We start from the raw sequence: 23,707 nt of genomic DNA, 5'->3' as shown, positions 1-23,707 counted from the left end.
TGAAAGTTATTATTTGTCAAGATATTTTATAATTTAATCAATCTATCTTAAATACTTAAAAACAATAACTTCCTACTTGCGCTGAAAATCATGTACTGCTTTAACCCTAAACAAGAGTATGCTTTCGTTCTCATTAACTTCCATAGACCATGTTATTCGGTTTTCGTTATCAGCAAACTCCCCTTGTGAAGAACTAATATCAGAGAATTCGCTGTTGATATCATCAGTTACTTCAACAATATACTGATCTGCTCCAACAACTATATCCCATGATAATTCTATCCAGCCATTTTCAATAGAAATGGATACATTCTGTGGAGGATCTAGAATCAGATCTGTTACATTCAAGTTAACCGGAATTATTATCTGTGGTGAGTTGGGATCAGTATTTGTAACTACGATTGTTTTACTGTAATTGCCTAACGTTAGTTCATTAGAATCGAATTCCACTAAAATTTCTTGTGATCCAGTTGGTAGAATAGTTCCCGATACTGGTGTTACACTTAACCAATTAATTTCATCTTGAACATTCTCTAAAGTAATAATTCCATTAAGTGTATGTGGTTGAGAGCCATACTCATCACCATTTATCTGAAAGGGAAGTTCAATATCTCCAACAAAAGGTGATAAAATAGTAACATTAACAGTAGCAACTGCCGACTGGTTTGGATAGACAACCCCCCATCCCGAAGAACCGCTACCATGCCAATGAATTTGTATATTATGACCACTTGTTGTATCAGGATTCATATTTCCACCTGTACCCCCTACAAAAGGAGTAGCAGAGTTAACTACTACACCAGTGGGAAAAGTGATATAGACATCCTTTAACCATTCGTTATCTGTGCTGGCATTAAATACGGTGAAAACCCAATCTTCTGTCGTTCCCGGTAAAAAAGTTTCTTCGCTACAGGTTAAGGTGGAACCAATTATACTCCTATCCAGAGAATCTCTTCTGTCGCCGGAAGTTATGGTTATGCGATATTCTAATTCTCCTGAACCTTGATTATCAATGACGAATACCTCACTACTTTGAGAGTTCATCATCATTAGCTTATTTATCATATCCGGACTGATTAAAATTTCTGGTTGATCAGTTGCTTCTGTTTGGAGTAATAATGTAGTGTTGGGTACTTGATTAGTAAGCGTGCCACCGGATGGGTTTGCTGGGTCATAGGTAGTGCTATCCGAATACTGATAACGAGTTCGATTAGAAACCGCAGTTGAAGTAACATAGAATCTGTCATTAGAATTATAATACTGGTTGTCCATCGGTCTGTTGACCATTACGACAAGATTTTGACCATTATACTGGTAAGGTATCTGTAATGGTATATTGATGTTATTAACACCTGCAGGAAAATCAACTAATCCATCAAAAACGAGATTGAGCGATGTAGATGGAATCCAACCACTACTCAGATTAGACAATGAGGTCTCACCAACCCAAATCTTCACCGGTTTACCTGGCAAATTGGTCACGAAATTGTTATAATATGTGATTTGAGTCAATAGACCTTCAGTTCCTATATCACTTGCATAATAGATCGTTTGAGTAAGACTATTTTTCCAGTACATATTCAAGGGAATGTAGTTTGCCAGAGTACTTCCTGTACCTATATTAACGGCCAGAGGTTCAAGCTCTGTACCAGTGGTAAATGACCATACATCACCTATTTCTGTTCCGTACATATTGACAGCATCCACTCGCCAATAATATGTTGTTAAAGTTTCGAAGGGTGATGACAAAAGGTAAGTCGTATCTTCTAAATAGTGATTCTCTAATAAGTACTCAAACGGTGAATTCTTCCAAACTGATAAATAATAACCGGTAGCCCCTCCGCCATTAGTCCAACTAAGAGGATTGTTCAGATAAACAAAGAATGCTTCATCTTCCGGTTGCGGATTAATTGGTATTTCCGGTAGTCCTATGTTAATGGTAAAAGATATAGTTTCACCAGCTATACCGATAGAATGTATATTTAATCCACCCGGACCACCATTATAAAGAAAACTTATCGGATTGGTTGTATAGTCATTGATTTCTGTTCTACCTACACTACTGTTATAGTGCGCTGAATTAATTAAGCCATTTTCAGTGGGTGTACCATTAGGTCGGTATATATATACTTCGTCGGGAGGACCTTGGGCATTACCATTGAGAGTCGAATCAATTCTATATACAAGTAGACCTGAACCGGGAAGATTAGATTCGAATAATCCCATCTGTTTTCTATATTCCACTACAAAAAACTCCGTTGCAGAAAATGGAGAAGCAATTCTATAGGCATTATTAGTTGCCGAGGATAGTGGATTTAGTGTATAAGTACCTGATGTTGTAAGCTCAGGAATATTCGAGATCCATGCTTGATTTGCATATTTATATTTCATCCAAGCACCCATATGAACAAACCCTGAATGCATCAAATCCCAAGGACCAGCCGGCACAAAACCATCATAACTGTAATGATATAGATCCGGAGCTCCTAATGCATGAAAAAGCTCGTGACAAAGTACATAAACATCACATTGATTCTCAGGTTGAAAAGTATAGTCCCAGACTCGTTTATTATTGATTCTCACATCATAAGTATATAAAACCCAACGGTGTGCCCAAAGAAGTTCTGCCCAGCCACCTGAATTGCCTCTGATAATGAAACTGACGTTATCTACATAACCATCATTGTCGCCATCGATATTTAGATCTGTAGGAACCTGACTTCTTATGGCAAGTATAGCATTTTGTAGAAGTGTATGCTCTCTGATTCTTCGTTCGTAACCATTGTCTCCACCTGTATATCCTATCGGATTATTTACTTCATGGTATGGTTGATAATAGCCGCGAGGATTACTGTCCTGATAAGAAAGATTAGTAGTTAGATCACATATCGGATAATGATGACTAACAATATCCAATTGATCATAGGATACTTCCTGAAAATAACTTCTCACGGAACTGCCACTCAGATCATTAAAATTGGCATCATAAGTGCTGCGGGGAATAGTAAATTCAGTATCATCAGCAAATCTGATGTAGACAACAAGGTTATTCATCGTTCCGGTGTGTGGTGCCCTTACTGTTGATCTTTCAATTGGATCATTAAAAATTGCCCGTCGTTCTTGATAAGCTCTTTCTGATATCTTAACCCATGGTGATAGCCCAACACTAGCAGGATCAACACTGTTAACTCTGTAACTCGTTGGTACAACATCATCACCATCAGTGATGCCATAATAGTAATAACCATCTATCCCGACAATTATTGTGAATCCATTTACATCATGCAACCAGTTAAAGAACTCATCCCCAGAAGCATAACAACTAATAATCTCTCCCTCTGGTTGAATTATCTCTGTAGGAACAAATTCCAAATAAGCTGCAAAAGCTTGTTGGATCACTATAAAACAAAAAAAGATAAAAAAAGTCATAATAGAAAGTTTTCTTAACATAATCACTCCTTAGTGCAAATATGCCTAACCAATAACTGTATGAGTATCAATCATTTAAAATGCCTTTAACAATAAATCTCTATCATCTTGCAATAAAATGACTTGCCCTAACTCTAAAGAAAAGACGTGGTTGACTACTGTCAAATGGCATCGACCAGTTAATTCTATTCTCATTCTGAGAAAATAAACCTAGTTCGGAACTGATGTTTACAAACTGAGAATTAATATCATCGGTCATCTCAACAATATAATAATCTGCTCCTGTTACTATGTCCCATGATAAGATAATCATATTGTTATCAATAATAATATCAATATTCTGAGGAGAAGGTAGATCGGGTGAGAAAACTGTACAACTAATTGGTAACTCAATTTGTGGTGTTTGAGGGTCATTAGAAGAAATTGTTAGTACTGCCTCATAAAGACCACCTGATAAATTAGTAGAATCAAATTCGAGAAAAACTAAAAGTGAATCTTCCGGACTTATATCTCCTTCCAAAGGTGAGATCGATAACCAAGTTGGATCTTCACGGTTTAACAAAGTTAATTCGCTTCGTATTTGATTGTCATCTATGCTGATAGTAAATTCCAGATTACCCTCTCCTTCATTACGAATTGTTATCGTTTCTTCACCGATTTCTCCTACAAATAGTTCTTTCTCAATTTGTTGAGGTGTAACAATAATTATCGGAAAAAACGGAGCAGTAGTTTCTACTATGTTTGATGGTTCCGATTCACCATTTGTATAAATTGTCGTCACATAATAATCATAGCTAAGCCCACTAACAACATCATAATCATAGTACTCTCTGGAGGTTATGGGCTCTGGAGTAATGTTCAACCCATTCCGATAAACATTATAACCCAGTATCTCGGGGATTAAGTTACGGGTAATGTGACTACTTTTATTAGAATGATTATTAATTTCGTTTAAACTAATTCTCCTTAGTTGCTTTGAATTTTCCAAGAGAAGATTAACATCAGTTCCATCACCCTGCAAAGAAGAATATAGTTCATTATCATCTAAGTATTCAAAATACCCTTTGATATTCCAGTTATAATTTAATGAAGCCCCCATTTCAGTTAATGTAGTCCACTCACCACTATACCAGAGCATGTTACCATATCCGTTATTAGCAGGACCACTGTCACAGCCGGCAGGAAATCCTGTTTGCGTATCTACAGAATAACCGAACCAAATTTCTTGCTCAGCATCGATATCGACAGGTGTTTGCAATTCTATTGTATTCCAGGTATTAGCTTGGAAGACAGTAACTGGTTGCTCTAAAATCAAATAGCCCGGCTCTGTCTCACTACCACCTTTCCATACATTTAATGTATAAGATGCACTCTGTTCTCTGGGAAAGAATTTTATCTTAGTAAGATAGAAACCATTTAAATCCAAAATATCCAATATTGCAGATGAATATCTTATCGCTGCTTTAAACTGAATGGGACCACCATTGCCAATTGATGAATAATTGATTCCTTTATCCCAATTTAACCATATACCAAGCTCTGGGGCTTCCCAACTCAGAAGTATAGCATTACTAAAAACACCTGCAGATAAGTTATTTGGTTTAGGTAAAACGGGAAATGTAATATATGGTGTTACTACTGTATTATTTGATGGTTCAGATATTCCTTGTTCATATTGTGCAGTAACATAATAATGATAAGAAATTCCATTTGTTACTTCATAATCAACATAGTATGAATTGAGAATCAATTCGGGATTTATTATAAGATGATTACGATAGATGTTATATCCCAATGGCGTGTCATCTAATGGTGAGGACCAAAATAGATTAACCTCTGTATCACTAGGTATCGCAACAAGGTTTCTTGGCTCGGCAAATTCGTAAGCTAATCCACTAATCTCAATATCATCAACACACCAGTACCAGCCACCAGTTCCTGTGTAATTCCACTTAAATCTAACCTCTGAATGACCGAGTACCTGCAAAACCGCTTGAGAAAAATATGCAGGATTAGGGGATGAACTACCAGTCCATGTTGAGATAGTTGACCAAGTATTACCATTATCAATACTATACGAAAATGTGGCTGTTGAATTTGTGGAATGGCGAAAATAATGAGTAAATGAAACAATCAAATCATAGTAATTGGTCAGATCTAATATAGGGGTTATCAGATCACTATTTTGACTGCTCCCCGAACCATAAGCATTACTATTTAAAAAGGCATAATTACCTGTCGTTCCAGTCAATCCGTTACTAATAGTGCCAAAATCCCAAACCTGCCCGTTTCCTTGATGATCAATTATTTCCCAAAAATACGGTTTCGTATCAATTTCATCAAAAACTTCACTTATAGGTAGTGGTATTGAAATGTAATCTGTTATACCTGTTGTTGACACACCAGAAGAATATCTATTTTGATAATTATATGAAAAAGCTTTGTAGTGATATACAGTTGCTGGTTCAAGCAAAGTATGACTATATGTTGTTGCATTTCCTCGATAAAGAACTGTTCCACCACCGGGAATTTGCTGTCCAACACTATAAGCAGTTCCGCTAATGGGATTGCCAAATATTCCGGTCGGTGACCATACTAACAACACGTTATTGTTTTCTTCGTTATTAATCCAAGATAGATCAATCTGAGCTAATCCGACAGTATTTGTTGCTAGATCGGTTGGGTTTTCTATTTCAATCAACAGATTACCTGTTTCTATCAGAGCAGTATGTGCATTAAGTCTTCCTGATCCTAATTGTCCGATATAATTCGGATTAACTGAGTAATGATCATCTGTCGTGTCTCTCAAAATACCTGCAACTTCGGAATTATTCAAAACCAAACCGTTACGATAAGCATAGGAAATTACAAGAGCAGCAACTCCTGAAGCATGTGGACACGCCATAGAAGTTCCCTGATAATATGAATAACTACTTCCGGTAACAGTGCTTAGAACTCCGCGAGCAGTTACTTGATTTGTTTCTCCACCCGGTGCAGATATATCTACCCAAGATTCATATGTTGAATACCATGCTTTTTGATCTTGATTATTAGTCGCAGCAACTGAAAAAGTACCCGTATAACAAGCAGGATACCATTGTCCGGTGGTATTGTTATTACTGGCTGCAAAGATAGTGATACCCCCATTGAGAACATTGCCACCACCATTGGCATTAAAGTAATCTATAGCATTCAGAACAGAAACGTCATAAGCACCTACCTGTGTATAGCTCCAGCTGTTTTGAGATATCGCGGCTCCATTATCTGCTGCGTAGATGGGTGCTAAATGAAAACCACCATTGCTCCCTCCTCGAAAAACCTGACAACTCATCAATCTCACACCATTACCTGTACCTGAACCACCGGCAACACCTGCAACACCAACGTTATTGTTATTTACCGCCGATACTGTCCCCGCTACATGAGTTCCATGATTACCGGGAATAATATTACTATTACCATCAACAAAATTATAGCCAACACCACTCCAAATGTTTCCTGATAAATCTGGATGATTAGTTTGTATTCCATCATCTATGATGGCAACAATAACGCTGGTATGACCTTTCTCAATATCCCAAGCAGATAAGAGACTAATATCTGCTCCCGGGGTACCGTTTTGTTGCCCCGTGTTATGATAATGCCATTGATTACTGAGCTGGGGGTCATTTGGTGTCCAACGTAACAAATCTTCATTATCCATTTGAGTATAAAGTAATTCGCTATTCAACTGTTTTTTGTATTCCGGTTCTGCCCATTTTATTATATCACTCAACTGGCGGTAAGCCATCACAATATCCCTGATGTCTTCTGTTGAGTTAAAGTGCAATTCATACCACAGGTGAAAACCCCATAAACGATGCCGTTCCTCAAACTTTCCTTTCAAAACAGAACTATCAAATAGCTTTACTACTGATTGTACTTCATAATATCTATTGAGTTCATCAAAATCAGATATACCAAACACAATATTTCCTGATGATTCTCTACTTAATTTCATTATATCTAGATAATCAGACAATTCTTCTTTAAACTGTATTCTGATCCAGCCCTGCTCCATTGCTTCAGTAGGAATTTGATACAAATCAATATATGGACGTTCTCCAAATCTAACCTCACTGTCTATTGAGTAAATATCTGATATAATACACACGATGAGCATTGCTAAGACAAATAAAAACAAATTTCTCATAACATAATCCTATTATTTTTTATATCTTATGGCTATTTCTGAAAAAAGTTGTCAAGAAATATCTCAAGAGCTTTATTAAAGGGCTGTTAAAAAAAAGAGACCAGGAGTTAATTGGTCTCTTAATATAAAAATGTTGGTGTCTATTACTTATTCCGATACTGCTCTAACACGAAATAGTTTTATAGGATCAATTACTTCTGTTTGCCAGTAAATCGTATTTCCCTCTTCAGTAAAGAAACCAGATTCCGTTGAATCTTCAAAAACAGAGTCAGGGGCATTGGCGGTTTCTACAATATAACCTGTAGCATACTCAACTCTATCCCAGCTAATAACAATGTTACTTTCTTCTATAATGATCTGAACATTTGTTGGTTCATTTATAGCCAATAAGTTGCCGTTGATTTGGATATCGTCAATTGACCAACTACCATTCACCAACGAGGTAGTAAAATTCCATCTAAATTTGACATGAGATTCACCTGTTAAGGCAGGAATACTCTGATTAAAATATGAAGGATTACTTATTGAAGAAGACCATGATTGTAGTGATGTCCATGTATTACCATTATCGATACTGTAAGATATTGTAGCTGAAGCAGCAAAGAGCCATCCTTTAGTAAAATAATGAGTGAAAGTCAGATTTACTTCGGAAAAATCAGAGAAATCGAATCTGGGAGTTATTAAATCACTGTTTATAGAACCAAAAGTAGGGCTGGTAACATATGCATAATTCCCTGTAGTTCCTGTGAGTCCTCCTGAGAAAGTTCCAACCTGCCAGGAATTACCAGTACTGATCGTTGACCAAAAATCCGGTAGCATTGCCGTCTCATCGAAATCTTCAACAAATGGTAAAGTAAAAGGGAAATAATCGGTCAAAGCTGAAACTGTTCTTCCTCTGGAATATTCATACTCAAAATTGTATGAAAATACTTTGTAATAATATCTGGTAGCTTGTTCTAATTCTGTATGGTTATAGGAAGTATTACCCCCACTATAAAGCACAATACCACCATTCTCTAAGGGTTGCCCAACCTGATATAAAGCCCCTTCTTCGGGAAAACCAAACTCTCCATCATCTGACCAAACCAATAAAACTTCGTCGTTATTATCATTTCGAACCCAAGAAAGATCTATTTGATCTGTTGTAACCGATGTGATATTGAAACTTCGTGGATTAAGAACCCCTCCAATATAATCTTGTGTCTCTTGTAAAGCAGAATAAGCATTCAGTCGTCCTGTTCCTAATTGTCCAATAAAATTGGGATTGAGATGATAATGATCATCTGTAGTGTCACGCAAAATATCTGCTACTTCTTGAGCTGTCAATTGACCAAATGCTAAAGATACTATCAGTGCTGCTACTCCTGAAGCATGAGGACACGCCATGGAAGTACCTTGATAATAGGCATAACTGCTATCGGTTATTGTGCTGAGAACACCACCTTGTGTCTGAGGACTGGTTTGACCACCCGGTGCCGATATATCTACCCAAGTGCCGTAAGTTGAATATGATGATCGTATGTCCTGATTATTGGTTGCCGCTACAGAAAATGCGCCTGAATAGTATCCTGGATACCATGCTCCGCTAGAATTACTATTGCCGGCTGCGAAAATTGTAATTCCGCCGATAAGCGCATCACCTCCACCATTGGCATTGAAATAATCAATCGCATCAAGTACTGCCTGATCATAGGCTCCTGCAACACTATAGCCCCAGCTATTCTGAGAAATACTGGCACCGTTATCTGCTGCATAGATCGGAGCAAGATGAAAACCACCACTACTACTGCCACTGAAGACTTGACAAGACATCAGACTTATACCATCACCTGCTTCTGATCCACCTGCCACTCCTGAAACACCAACAGCGTTGTTATTAACGGCTGCCACTGTCCCAGCTACATGGGTTCCATGATTTCCGGGAGAAATATTAGGACTATTATTGACGAAATTATAGCCCACACCATCCCATATATTAGCTGCAAGATCGGGATGATTAATCTGTATACCGTCATCTATTATAGCAACAACAACATTAGGATCTCCTTTTTCTATATCCCAAGCATCAACCAAACTGATATCAGCTCCGGGAGTTCCTCCTGCCTGACCGGTATTATGATAATGCCATTGATTACTAAACTGTGGATCGTCTGGTATCCAACGACTTACACGCTCAGCTTCGTCAAAAACCAGCTGCTTTTTGTATTCCGGTCCGACCCAGCTAATAATCTCTTTTAGCTTTCGATAAGCCATAACTATATCTCTGATATCCTCTTCTGAATCAAAGCGTAATTCATACCAGAGATGAAAGCCCCATAAACGATGACGAGCTGCAAATTCATTTTTCAAGGCAGGACTATCAAAAAGTTTCGTTATTGTATGGACTTCAAATAAGCTGTTCAGTTCATCTATTTCAGGTAGACCGAATATTAAAATACCATTTTGGTCTCTTGTTAATTCAGCTTGATCAAGATACTCGGTATAAACTCTCTGAAATTGTAACCAAACTCTACCCGGTTCCATCGCCTCATCAGGGACTTGATAAATATCGATGAAAGGGCGTTCTCCAAAACTAACATTATTATCTACAGCATATAAAGCCAAAACAGAACTAATAATGATGACTAACGAAATAAATAAAACATTTCTTTTCATAACACTATCCTTATTCTTTTCCCTGAAAAAAACTAATTTGAAAAATAGTGTCAAGTAATTTATGTCTCGAATTGTTGATATAAACAACATATTACACTCTATGAAATCTCTTTTTAGTCTGCTATGACTGAGAATTAGTAACCCTACACTCTTATTCCCACAAAGTGATTTTTCATTAACATCTCTCCAAGTATTAGATTGACAAAAATCCTAAGAGTTAAGGATATTAGTATCAATTAAAAGGATGGAATGATGAATCATTTATTGTTATCAAATTGTACGATTTTAACTTTTAGTCCAGAGAAACCCTTAATTGAAAAGAGTTCTATTCTTATACAGAATGGAGAGATATCAAAAATAGCATCAATAAACGAATTCAAAGATTATTCCGGCGAAAGTCTTGATTTTTCCGGAAAGATCGTCATGCCCGGTTTGATTAATGCCCATCATCATTTTTATAGCACTCTTGTTAAAGGTTTAACTAAAGCAGAACCAGCCGTTAATTTCAACGAAGTTCTAAAAAATCTCTGGTGGCGTTTAGATATCAAACTGCAAGAAGAAGATATCTATTTCAGCACTCTATTATCTATTATCGAAGCAATTAAACATGGAACTACTACTATTATTGACCATCATGCCAGTCCCGGCAATGTAAAAGGTTCTCTGAAAACTATTTCTAAAGCAGTAGAAGAATCTGGGATTCGTGCATGTCTCTGTTATGAGGTATCTGATAGAGACGGTGAAAAAGTTACATCAGACGGTATTAATGAAAACATTGACTGGTTGAAGAGAGTATCTAAAGAGGATAATCAGTTTCTTAAAGGACTGTTTGGTATGCATGCTGCCTTTACACTGAGTGACAAGACATTAGAAAAGATCTCCGAAGTCAGCAGAGACCTTGATTGTGGTTTTCATCTTCATGTTGCTGAAGCTCAATCAGATGAGGATTATAGTATCCGTCATTTTAATAAAAGAGTAGTTGAGAGATTGGCATATTTTGGATTACTGAATGACAAATCAATTGCTGCTCACTGCGTTCACATAAACGACAAAGAGATGGAAATCTTAGCTGATAAAGGAGTAGGAGTAGTGCATAATCCACAATCTAATCTTAACAATGCAGTTGGAATCGCTAACGTGATAAAAATGGTCAATAAGGGATTGATAGTTGGATTAGGAACCGATGCCATGACCAACAATATGTTAGAAGAGATCAGAGTAGCACTCTGGGCTCAACATTGGAGACAAGAAAATCCTTCAGTTGGTTTTGGAGAAATTGGTTCCACCTTGACCATAAATAATCCTTTAATCGCCAATAGATATTGGCAAAAACCACTCGGGATAATTAAAGAAGGTTATGCCGCTGATATTATTGCTCTTGACTATCTACCCCCGACCCCATTAACAGAACAGAACTGGCTTGGACATCTCATCTATGGTATATCACAATCTGCAGTTGACACTACAATAATAAACGGTAAAGTACTGTTTTGGAATAAACAATTATTTCTTGACATAGAAGAGGAAGAAACGACAAGAAAATCTCAAGAAATAGCTCAAAAACTCTGGAATAGATTTTAATGAACTTTGCTTAATTTACCATAATATAGATCATTCAAAATAAGGGATAGACCCAGATATAGCTGATTTTGTCCGTTGATAAGATATTAGAGGAGGTTAAATTGTATAAGGAAATACGGGATAAGGCGTTTCAATACGAAGCTGATACGGTAGGCTATCTTGCTGATATGATCAGTATTCCCTCCTATTCAACAAAAGAAGCAGAAGTAATTTCGTATATCCGACAGGTCATGGAATCGTTACAATTTGATGATGTGCGAGTTGATGGCTTGGGTAATGTGATCGGTAAGATCGGCAATGGTTCCCGTTCAATTGCTTTTGATGCCCATATTGACACAGTATATGCGGGAAATCTTGATCTATGGCTCTCTGATCCTTTTGCACCGGTCGTGAAGGACGGAATGATTATTGGAAGAGGTAGTGTGGACCAAAAGAGTGGTATGGCATCTATGCTAACTGCTGCTCGAATAATTAAAGATCTTGGCTTAAATAGTCAATTTACGATATATTTTACCGGTACAGTAATGGAAGAAGACTGCGATGGTTTATGTTGGCAATATATTATCAAAGAAGAGCAGATAAAACCAGAATTAGTGGTAATTACGGAACCAACAAATCTCAATATATATCGTGGACATCGTGGCAGAATGGAGATCATGATCCATGCAAAAGGACTCTCTTGTCATGGTTCGGCACCTGAAAGAGGAGATAACGCTATTTATAAAATCAGTCGTATTGCTCTGGAGATAGAAAAATTACATCAAAGATTAAGAAGTGACCCTTTTTTAGGAAAGGGGAGTGTCACGGTTACTCAGGTTTTCTTTACTTCTCCTTCTCAATGTGCAGTTCCTGATTCAGCAAGTATCCAGCTCGACAGAAGACTGACATGGGGAGAAACGAAAGAAACTGCGCTGGCTGAAATAGCAGAAGCTTGCAGTTTAGCCGGTTATCCGGAAGCCGTGATTGAAGTACTAAACTACAATGAACCTGCTTTTACAGGTATTACTTACCCGACCGAAAAGTACTATCCGGCATGGGTACTACCGGCAGACTCTCCTTGGTTAGTCAAAGCGAGTGAAAGCTATCAGCAAACCTTAGATAGAAAACCCTTTATTGATAAATGGACTTTTAGCACAAATGGTGTTGCAATTTCCGGAATGTATGGTATTCCCTGTTTGGGTCTCGGACCCGGTAATGAAGTTCAAGCACATGCTCCCAATGAAGCATGCCCAATAACTCATCTTAATGAAGCAGCTGCTTTTTATGCTGCTTTAGTATATCGTTTGAATCAGGACAATGAGTAAACCCCTAACAGGTTATCAGAAAGGTTAATCAATGTATTTTCTATCATATCGTTGTACCCTCTGTCAGGCAGAATATCAGAGATCGGAAGTCCAATATCTCTGCCCTGATTGTAGCAAAGACAATAAGAAAGGAACCCCTTTAAAGGGTGTATTAGAAGTTTTATTTGACTATCAAAAGATCGCAGAACAATGGCGTATAAAACCTAACATAGAGCTCTTCTCTCCTATAGAGAAGCGATATTATCCGGAAATCCCGGTAGGTAATACCCCCTTTTATCGCACTATAAGATTAGAAAAATATCTCCAGAGATCTAATATCTGGATCAAAAATGATGCCCTTAATCCTAGCGGTTCACTGAAAGATAGAGCTTCTTATCTCATGGTTGCAGAAGCCAAACGATTAGGGTATGATACGATAGTTACTGCCTCAACAGGAAACGCAGCCAGTGCTTTAGCTGCAATGGCAGCAGCTCAAGGTATTAAAGCAGTTATTTTTGTTCCAGCTAATGCACCTCAAGCGAAAATTGCCCAGATCAAAATCCATAATGCCCAATTGATAGAAGTTAACGGTGATTATGATGAAGCATTTTTTCAATCATTGGAATATACAGCCCAACAGGATGGTCTGAATAGAAATACCGCTTACCATCCTTTCACTGTTGAAGGGAAGAAATCTGCCGGATTAGAGATATTCGTTCAAAACGGATGTAAAGTACCTGACTGGATAATAATCCCAGTGGGAGATGGAGTTATTTTGGCAGGAATTTATAAAGCATTTATTGATCTACAAAGAGCCAAGATCATTGATAGAATACCGAAATTATTAGCAGTTCAATCAAACTCATCTGCTGCTATAGTAAATTATTGGCAGACAGGTGAGTATGAAAATGCTGTAAGTCCAGAGACCATCGCCGATTCTATCTCCGTTAAAGCCCCGAGTAATGCGTATTGGGCAAGACAATGTCTCATTGACAGTAATGGTTATGGTACCACTGTTACGGATGAAGAGATTCTCAATAGCCAGAAGAAACTGGCAGAGACCACAGGGGTTTATGCAGAGCCAGCAGCATCTGCAACTATGGCGGGATTGATTAAAGGACTTGAGATAAATCTCTTTACTCCGGATGACCAGATAGTCCTCTTAATTACCGGTCACGGATTAAAAAGCAGATTTTTCGAAAGAATTGAAAAGCAATGAAAAAATAATATTATAACAATTCAAAGCGAGTAACAAATTATATGAAGTTTCTGTTAAAAAATGGTTTAATATGGTTTAAATCAGGTTTTAGAAAACAAGATATCTTAATAGAAAATCAAAAGATAGTAGAGATATCAGACAATATTAATTCACTTTATACTCAAGAGATTGATTGTACAGATTGTTATGTGATACCGGGGGTTATTGATCTGCATGTTCATACAGGAGAACCAATTAAGGACCTGTTGTTGGCAGAAGAAGAATCAATTACTACTATTAGTAGTTTAAAAGGGGGAGTAACATCAATTGGTACTTTTATTACCGAAACCGTAAAAGATTCCATAAAAGAATCTTATCCAAACAGAAAAAAACGATTCTATCGTTTACCAATTACAACAAGATGGCATTTAACACCTGTTGTAACTAAGTTGAGTCAACTGAAGGACCTTTTAATACAAGATTGTGATATTAAACTATATACGACATATAAAGAAGCCGGTATATATTCATCATATAAAAGAATTTCTGAGATGATGATTTACCTGAAAGGACTTGGTTTGCGTATGAAAAGAGAACCTGTCAGGATATTAATCCATTGTGAAGATAATACGATCATAGAAGAAAAACGACAGAGTATTCCCTTTGACAAGCCCTTTACCTATACATTGAGACGTCCTGAAATAGCTGAGATAAAAGCTGTTGATGAGGTTCTAAATTTAGCTGTAAAGCATAATTACCCTCTACATATAGTTCACGTCTCCTCTCCAGAATCTGCTTTATTGATCAAAGAAGCTAAAAAATCAGCTCCAGTTACCTGTGAAACTGCACCACAATATCTCTTCCTAAATGAAGAAATATTGCTTAAAAAAAATGGTCATCGTTGGCTTTGTACCCCTCCTTTACGATCAGAAAGATCTCGCGGAAAGATGGTTGAATTAGCTCAGGAAGGTATATTTGATGCTTTCGCATCAGATCATTGCCCTTTTGCTGTCTATGACAAAGACAGATATGCTTCAGAACCAGACAAGGTTCCGATGGGATTGCCAGGAGTTGGTGCTCTACTCCCTCTATTGTATGAAGGTCTTGTCGCCAGCGGTAAGATGAGTCTTTCAACATTGATCACGCATTTAACAACTAATCCTGCCAGAATTTTGAATATCTATCCAGAAAAGGGGATAATTCAAGAAAACTCGGATGCTGATTTAGTGATCTTTAAAATTATTGAGGAAGAAAAAAGTGCACAAGTTCAACCAACAGTAGCAATAGCTCATAACCCCTGGGCAGATAGACAGACTTCGTTATCAATAAAGAAAGTCCTTGTGAAAGGGAAACTAATGGTTGATCTCTAATCTAATACAACAAAATATACGAACGGGAATTTCATTTAACCAATAGAAACTTTATAACCCCTTTGTAACCTGAACTAGTCATAACTACCAGATAAACACCGCTGCTGACCGCATCCCCTCTCATATCTTTTCCATCCCAATAGAAAGAATGATGACCGGAAGAAAGCACTTCTGAAACGATATTTATTACCAACTGACCTTTAATGTTGAAAACATCTAATACTGTAAAACCTGTGTTTTGAATAGAGAAAGTTATCTGCAGGTTCTGGTTTCTTGAGTTGCTATTTAGGTTAAAAGGATTGGGAAATACTTTGTGTAATAAAGTATGATATACAATATACTCATCGTCAGTAGAAGATGAGGATCCGGTAGTAAAATTGAATGTTTGTGACCATTCACTATTCCCACCCATATTAATAGCGAGTACTCTCCAATAATAAGTAGTATTCTCTGGAAGTTGTGAAATTGGATAATAAGGATTTTCAATCCTTACCGGTTCAATAAAAAAGTTCTCAAAATCCGAATCTAAAGCAAGTTCTAAAAGATAACTCTCACTGCCATACATCTCTTGCCACTGAAACACTAATTCAGTGTCGGTACTAGTTGCACCATTCTCAGGAAAGATTAATATCGGAGCTGCTGGCGGAATAGTAACTAATGCCGAATTGGAAGGGTTGGAATTTCCGGGAGGGTCTTCAAACCCGGCTACCACATAATAATCATAAGTCCAGCCACTACTAATTGTGATATCAGTAAAACAATTATCATCACATTCATGGTAGGCAATGATTTCTCCATTTCGATAGATCAAGAAATAATGAGGAATTCTATACTGATAAACCTCCCAATTCAGTAAAACTTCATTTCCCGTATATTCAGCGGTCAGATTAAAAGGAGCCGGAGTAAAATCTTCAGAATTATAATCCAATACCATCTGCAGAGCATTGTTGAGATTTAATCTACCTCCGCTGACTGTAATACCCTCTAAAGCCGGAATAACATCAACACTCTCTAAAAGCATATCTTTCAAGAGTAATGCTAACTCGCCCGGATAATCATCATAAAAGTCAATCAATTCTACAGGAGCTGCAGCATACATCATAGCTACCGCACCGGCAACATGAGGAGAAGCCATAGAGGTACCCGACATATTATTGTAATTATTCCCCGGTACTGTCGAGAGAATTTGTGAACCGGGTGCTCCCAGATCTATAGTAGTAGGTCCATAGCCAGCACTTGTGCTTTTTTGATCAGTTCTCGTTGTATTTGTTACACTAATCAAATAGGGACTGGGAAAAGCTGTCGGAACATCACCTACATTATCAACATTTGCATTGATATTCATAGTGGCTGCAGCGCTTAAAATGCCAATTTCACCCATCGCATCGTACATTGCCCCCCAGAGAGGATAATTCTCCGGTTGTCCATAATTGACACCAAAAGAAGAATTGGTAGCAACTACATAGGCACCTAAATCACCATTGGTCTCGTTATAAAGAGACCTCATTTCATAAACATACCCATAGGCAGCTACAACTGTTGCTTCGTTAGATGAAGAACCAGCAATCGGCATTATTTTGACATTCCAATTCACTCCCGAGACACCAAGATTATTATTACCAAATGCCCCTACTATGCCGGATACATGTGTTCCATGTGAGGCACTCGGTATGTTACCTGTATTATTATAGGCATTCCAGCCTTCATAATCATCAATATACCCATTTCCATCGTCATCAATACCATTACCGGGTATTTCATTGATATTCTTCCAAAAATTGATATCAGAGTGAGTTAAAGAAAACCCATCATCTATTACAGCAACAACTATTTCTCGCCCGTTAGCAGTAATCCCACCTGTTGTTATATCCCATGCCAGTGTCGCATCTATATCAGCTCCGGGTACTCCTCCGCTCTGACCGGTGTTTAACAATGCCCATTGTTGATTGAATAAGGGATCATTGGGTGTAGCACGTAGTGATACTTTATGATTGAATTGAGCTTCTTCAATCAGGGGATATTGTTTAAGTGTCTGCAAGAATTCACCTGTAGTAATACTTTCATCGTTGAAAGATATTAGATAGATCCTTAATCTTCGCGATAAAACTCTTTCGACTCGCAACCCATAGTTTGAAAAATCTGCTTCTAATCTCTGTAAATCTGCTTCAATAGTCGTTGTGTTGCGAAAATCACCCTTGATCTGCACGATCAATTCACCCTGAAAATACTCGGTTGATTCAGCTATTAACGTATAAATCAAGAGAGTCAGGATCAGTATTAAAAAAAAGTATTTCATAAGCACCTCTTCTATCTACTATCAATATATATAAAAAGGGTATATAAGTAAAGCAAAAAATCCCTGCAAATATTTACAACGCATTCTTGAGATTCACGTTTAACCACCGAAAATAGTCACTTTCATCTCAATGAATCTTACCAAAAACATTCAATTAGACGAACATCTTTATTCTTGACGCAAGCCAATACAATATAATTCTTAGTAACAAGAAGGATCTGCTATGAATAGTATAAAAGATAACCGTCAGGATGCAAAAGCGTGGAGAAATGATGCCTATGCTAAGGTCACGGGATCAGCTAAATACACTGATGACATGAAAATGAATGGTATGCTGCACGGTGTACCCGTTTATACAAACGAGATTCATGGTAAGATAATCAGTATCAATACTTCAGAAGCCAGCACAAAATCTGGTGTTGTTGCTGTTATAACTGCAGACGATATTCCCGGTGAGATCAAATATGGTCAGATCATTCGCGATTACCCGATATTAGTTAAAGATAAAATCTGCTCCACAGGTGATGTTGTAGCTGTGATTATTGCTAAAACACGAGAGCAGGCAAAAGCTGCTGTTCCATTTGTCAAAGTTAGAACGAAAAAGCTACCCCCTGTCTTTGATCCGGAAAAGGCATTAGATCCAAAATCCGTACTGGTTCATGAAGAGTTTGGCAATAACATTGTAAATCATCATTGTATTCGGAGGGGTGATCTTTCCAAAGGTGAAAAAGATAGTGATCTAATTATCGAGCAAGACTTTGAAACGAGTAGAATAGAACACAGCTATTTGGAACCTGAAACAGCTCTTTGTTGGTTACGTTCAGACGGTGTAATGGAAGTATATGGCAGTATGCAGCACCCCTTCAGCACTCGTCGTTTTGTGGCATCTACACTTGGTGTCTCACTCTCAGAAGTAGAAGTTAGGTCTGTCCCGATGGGTGGTGGTTTTGGCGGCAAAGATGATCTTGCTGCCATCAATTGTGCCCGAGCTGCTTTAGTTGCTAAGATTACCGGCAGACCGGTCAAGATAACTTATGACCGTGAATGGTCTTTTCGCGAGAGTTATAAGCGCCATCCCTACAAAATGCAGTATCGTATGGGCTTGAAAAAAAATGGTAAAATTAGCTTTGTAGAATGCCGTCTTATTGCCGACGGTGGAGCATATTGCTCTGTAACACCTTGGGTGACATGGCGCTCTACTGTCCAATGTTGTGGCCCCTATTTCGTTCCTCATGTCAAATGTGATACTTACGGAGTATATACCAATAATATCTTTTGTGGAGCTATGCGCGGTTTTGGCTCTCCTCAGGTTTGTTTCTCCAGTGAACAACTGATTGAAATAGCAGCCGAAAGGTTAGGTATTTCGGAAATTGAGATGCGTCGTATAAATATGCTTAGACAAGGTTCCGAAACAATTACAGGACAGAGGTTAGATACCCATAAGGTAAGTTTAGAAGAGGTCTTAGACAGAGTTATAGCGGAAATAGATTATCACAAGAAAAGAAAAAAATGCAGCTTCGGTAATAAAAACCAGAAAGAATGGTATGGCATCGGTTTAGCTATGAGTTATCGGGGGATGAGTCTCGGTGCTGAAGGGATAGATTTTAACAGTGCTATCATCAATATTCAAAATGATGGCTCGGTACTTCTGGAAACCGCTGTTCATGAAAATGGGCAAGGTGCCGAGACCACAATGATGAGAATTTTAGCGGAAGAATTAGGTATTGATATCAAACGGATCCGTTACCGGCAACCTTCTACATCAAATATTCCCGATGGTGGAACTACAGTAGCATCACGTGGAACATTAATGGGTGGAGGTGCTGTAGTTTTAGCTGCCAAAAACTTGAAAGCCAAAATGGCTAAAGTTCTGGCTTCCGACCTTAGCTCTTCTCCACAAGACATAATATTCAAAAATGAAACCCTTATTAGTAAAGATAAAAAGAAAAAGATCAGTTTCGATGAAGCAATCAAGATCATGTTCAATCGTCAGGAATATCCCTACAGCTTTGGCCAGTTTCAGGGACCTAGCGTCTCTTGGAACGAGAAAACAGGACAAGGTAATGCTTACTTCACTTGGGTATATGGTTGTCAGGCAGTAGAATTGAAGGTAATTCCCGCATCCAACAAGATTATTCTCCTCAATATGGTAGCTGCTCACGATATTGGCAAAGCTGTTGATATTCATCTTTTAAAGGGACAATTTTACGGCGGAATGACTATGGGGGCCGGTTATGGACTATTCGAGGAATGGAAGACACTCAAAGATAATCAGTACCCTGCTAATTTTAATCAATACAGGGTTCCCAGAAGCATTGATATGCCTGAAATGACAGCTATCATTATTGAAAATAGAGACCCACTCTCACCTTCCGGAGCAAAGGGGATAGGAGAACCGACTAACGAATTAATGGCTCCTGCTATTGCTAACGCTCTCTATGCAGCCACCGGGAAGAGATTCACTAAACAACCGCTGAAGTTAAGGAGTTAGCGTTATTATCTGTGTTGAGGAATAAAGAGATGAAAATAAATTATACAACCGTTAACGGTAAAAAAATTCGCCTGAAAAAGCAAGATCTACAGCGAAAATTAATAGATTGGTTAAGAGAAGATCTCGATCTGACGGGAACTAAAAACGGCTGTGGTATTGGAGTGTGTGGTACTTGTACTGTCTTACTCAACAGGCAACCTGTCAGGTCTTGTATTACAAAGGTTGAAAAAATCATCGATAAAGAAATATTAACAATTGAAGGATTAGCTTATCCGGATGGTTCGCTTCACCCTTTACAGCAGGCATTTATTGATGCCGGAGCCATCCAGTGCGGTTTTTGTACTCCGGGGATGATATTGACTGCCCATGCTTTCCTTTTGCATAATAAGAAAATTAACAGAGATAACATCAGAAAGGCTTTAGCAGCCAATATCTGTCGCTGTACCGGTTATCAACAGATCATCGATGCAGTAATGTTAGCAGCTAAAAGTTATTCAAGGTCAAAATAAACAGTTAAGTGCATAATGTCAAAATGATAAAGAGGTAAAAATGGAACAAGATCTACCTAAGAATCCCGAGCTTTTACTGGAAAAACTAAAGGATTTAAACTTTGATCTATATAATAAAGATTTTCTCCTTACCTGGCAAAAAAGCAGAGATGATTTAATTGCAGTCATGACTGTCGCAGAAATCCTGCAAGCTCTACATAGAATTAAGAAGCCGTTTAAGGTTTTTGATTATGGTTTAGCAATCTCTATCTTTCGTGATCAATCAACCCGCACCAGATTTAGCTTTGCGTCTGCTGTCAATTCGCTTGGACTTGCCTTATCAGAGCTCGACGAAGTCAAATCGCAAGTTGCTCATGGTGAAACTGTGCGAGAAACTGCCAATATGATCTCTTTTATGACTGAAACGATTGGCATCAGAGATGACATGTTCTTGGGTTATGGTCATACCTATATGAAAGAAGTAGCAGAGGCAGTGGAAGATGGTTTTAAGGCAGGAATATTAGCCCAAAGACCTTCTATTATCAATCTGCAATGTGATCTTGATCATCCTACACAATCGCTCTCTGATTTACTGAAATTAAAAGACTACTTTGGTGGTCTGGATAAATTAGCCGGTAAAAAGATAGCCATGAGTTGGGCTTATTCACCAAGTTATGGCAAACCACTTTCGGTACCACAAGGAGTCATCACTTTAATGACCCGTTTTGGCATGGAGGTTGTCCTGGCCTATCCCGAAGGATATGATCTTCTGCCGGATACAATACAAGCGGCACAAGGATTCGCTCAAGAGTCCTCAGGTTCTTTCCGCATTAGTCATAGCATGGAAGATGCCTTTGAAAATGCTGATATTGTCTACCCTAAATCATGGGCTCCTATGTCGGTCATGCAGCAGAGAACTAAGCTGCTGCAAATTAAAGATATGGACGGTTTGAGAGAGTTAGAGAAAAGTTGTCTGGCAAATAATGCAATGTATAAGGGCTGGGAATGTACTGAAGAAATGATGAAGCTAACCAAGTACGGTAACGCCCTCTATGCACATTGCCTACCGGCAGATATCAGCGGTGTTAGTTGTGAAAGAGGAGAGGTTGCCGCCTCTGTATTCGATCGATATCGATATCATACCTATCAAGAAGCCGGCTTCAAGCCGTTCGTCATAGCTGCAATGATCCTTTTAACAAAAATTAATGACCCCTGCTCAAGGTTGTCATCAATATTAAAACACTAATTACGGGAGTAATATTAATGTCTAAAATTTTACCTAAACTGAATGAAGAAATTCGACTTAAGACAGCCCAACGCTGTAAAGAGAGAAATATAATTATCCCTACTTTTACCCAACTGAGAGATCCCGAGACGATTCCAGCTGATATCAAGAATAAGTTGGCTAATATAGGACTTTGGGACGTTGATCCGCTTAATCTTTTCCGTATCACTTGGAAAAATAATACTCAAACGGGACTTTTTGGTGCTGCCAATTATTTAGAGATCCCTTCTGAATTGAGTGGAGTCAAAGCTCGCATTATCGGTTTAGTGGGGAAATATTTTCCTACCGGTTCCCATAAAGTCGGTGCAGCTTTTGGTTGTCTTGTACCGAGAATGATCAGTGGAGAATTCGACCCTACTTATCACAAGGCAGTCTGGCCATCAACTGGTAATTACTGCCGTGGGGGTGCGTTTGACTGTGCATTACTCGCCTGTGATTCCATTGCTATTTTACCCGAAGAAATGTCTCAAGAACGCTTTGACTGGCTACATGAAATCGGAGCCCAAGTTATTGCTACTCCCGGGTGTGAATCTAATGTTAAAGAAATATACGATAAATGCCATGAATTGAGAAAAGATCCGCAAAACATGATCTTTAACCAATTTTCTGAGTTTGGTAACCCCTACTTCCATTATCACGTGACAGCACCTGCCGTTCAAGAAGTTTTCCAAAGTATTGCCAATGATAAGTCCCGTCTGACTGCCTTCGTTTCCTCTACTGGCTCTGCCGGTACAATTGCTGCTGCCGATTATTTAAAGAAGATCCATCCTCTTCTAAAAACCGTTGCCGTTGAAGCATGGGAATGCCCGACACTACTATATAACGGTTTCGGGGGACATCGGATCGAAGGGATAGGAGATAAACATGTTCCTTGGGTACATAATGTGCGAAGCACTGATCTGGTAGCAGCTATAAAAGATGAAGACTGTATGAGATTGCTCAGATTGTTCAATGAAGATGAGGGAAGATTATGTCTTCTTGATCAAGGTGTTTCTCAGAAAACTATTTACAGACTATCTCTACTCGGCATCTCTTCTATCTGTAACTTACTGGCAACCATTAAGTTGGCTAAATACTTTGAGCTGGATAATAATGATGTCATCTTCACTATGTTCACCGATTCGGCAGAATTATATCAATCACGTCTTCTCGAACAACAGAACCAAAAAGGAGATTACTCGAAACTACAAGCTAATATTGATTTCGAAGGATGTCTGAAGAGTCAGGTTTATGATAATCTTTTAGAATTGAGTTACTGGGATAAGAAGCGAATCCATAACCTTAAGTACTATACTTGGATCGAACAACAAGGTATGGAACTCGATGAGCTAAATGCTCAATGGTCTGAGGAGTACTGGACTGAAATATATGAGGATGATGTGGAAAGAATTGAACAATTGATAGTCGAATTCAATAAAATAGTCGCAAGCATATAAGTA

The 23,707-nt window shown here is 38.2% G+C and carries 12 protein-coding genes; 8 read left to right on the top strand and 4 right to left on the bottom strand.

What is annotated here, in order from left to right:
- Positions 1–72: 72 nt before the first annotated feature.
- The 3 genes from K0B81_04825 to K0B81_04815 form a co-directional block, all read right to left on the bottom strand.
- The gene (locus K0B81_04825) at positions 73–3,450 is read right to left on the bottom strand and encodes a M6 family metalloprotease domain-containing protein (protein MBW6515927.1); all 3,378 of its coding nucleotides are present in this window, start codon (positions 3,448–3,450) and stop codon (positions 73–75) included.
- Positions 3,451–3,532: 82 nt separating this feature from the next.
- A complete protein-coding gene (locus K0B81_04820) occupies positions 3,533–7,621 on the bottom strand; it encodes a S8 family serine peptidase (GenBank protein MBW6515926.1) in 4,089 nt (1,362 codons plus the stop codon).
- A 147-nt stretch (positions 7,622–7,768) separates the two neighbouring features.
- Entirely contained in the window at positions 7,769–10,276 is a 2,508-nt protein-coding gene (locus K0B81_04815) for a S8 family serine peptidase (GenBank protein ID MBW6515925.1), read from the bottom strand.
- A gap of 252 nt (positions 10,277–10,528) precedes the next feature.
- Between K0B81_04815 and ssnA the strand changes: the two genes are divergently transcribed.
- The 4 genes from ssnA to K0B81_04795 all read left to right on the top strand — a co-directional run bounded on the left by ssnA (position 10,529) and on the right by K0B81_04795 (position 15,708).
- Complete coding sequence (gene ssnA / locus K0B81_04810; GenBank protein ID MBW6515924.1) at positions 10,529–11,857, top strand: putative aminohydrolase SsnA; 1,329 nt, start codon at positions 10,529–10,531, stop codon at positions 11,855–11,857.
- A 101-nt stretch (positions 11,858–11,958) separates the two neighbouring features.
- Positions 11,959–13,161 (top strand): YgeY family selenium metabolism-linked hydrolase, encoded by a 1,203-nt coding sequence (locus K0B81_04805; protein ID MBW6515923.1) that lies wholly within the window; start codon positions 11,959–11,961, stop codon positions 13,159–13,161.
- Between the two features lie 31 nt (positions 13,162–13,192).
- Complete coding sequence (thrC, locus tag K0B81_04800) at positions 13,193–14,359, top strand: threonine synthase (protein MBW6515922.1); 1,167 nt, start codon at positions 13,193–13,195, stop codon at positions 14,357–14,359.
- A gap of 41 nt (positions 14,360–14,400) precedes the next feature.
- A complete protein-coding gene (locus K0B81_04795; protein MBW6515921.1) occupies positions 14,401–15,708 on the top strand; it encodes an amidohydrolase family protein in 1,308 nt (435 codons plus the stop codon).
- 31 nt (positions 15,709–15,739) lie between these two features.
- Here K0B81_04795 and K0B81_04790 read toward each other — a convergent pair whose 3' ends face one another.
- Positions 15,740–18,004, bottom strand: coding sequence for a S8 family serine peptidase (locus K0B81_04790; protein ID MBW6515920.1), 2,265 nt, complete (start codon positions 18,002–18,004; stop codon positions 15,740–15,742).
- A 223-nt stretch (positions 18,005–18,227) separates the two neighbouring features.
- On the opposite strand from K0B81_04790, the gene K0B81_04785 reads away from it, so the two are divergent.
- From K0B81_04785 to K0B81_04770, 4 genes are read left to right on the top strand one after another with little or no spacing between them, the layout of a single operon-like run.
- Positions 18,228–20,495, top strand: coding sequence for a xanthine dehydrogenase family protein molybdopterin-binding subunit (locus K0B81_04785; GenBank protein ID MBW6515919.1), 2,268 nt, complete (start codon positions 18,228–18,230; stop codon positions 20,493–20,495).
- 29 nt (positions 20,496–20,524) lie between these two features.
- Positions 20,525–21,004, top strand: coding sequence for a (2Fe-2S)-binding protein (locus K0B81_04780; GenBank protein MBW6515918.1), 480 nt, complete (start codon positions 20,525–20,527; stop codon positions 21,002–21,004).
- 40 nt (positions 21,005–21,044) lie between these two features.
- Entirely contained in the window at positions 21,045–22,229 is a 1,185-nt protein-coding gene (gene ygeW, locus K0B81_04775; protein ID MBW6515917.1) for a knotted carbamoyltransferase YgeW, read from the top strand.
- 17 nt (positions 22,230–22,246) lie between these two features.
- A complete protein-coding gene (locus K0B81_04770) occupies positions 22,247–23,704 on the top strand; it encodes a pyridoxal-phosphate dependent enzyme (GenBank protein MBW6515916.1) in 1,458 nt (485 codons plus the stop codon).
- Positions 23,705–23,707: the final 3 nt, after the last annotated feature.

This window comes from Candidatus Cloacimonadota bacterium (assembly GCA_019429305.1).
GTDB lineage: Bacteria > Cloacimonadota > Cloacimonadia > Cloacimonadales > JAJBBL01 > JAHYIR01.
The sequence above is the reverse complement of the archived record's forward strand: the minus strand, read 5'-3'. Positions and strand labels throughout refer to the sequence as shown.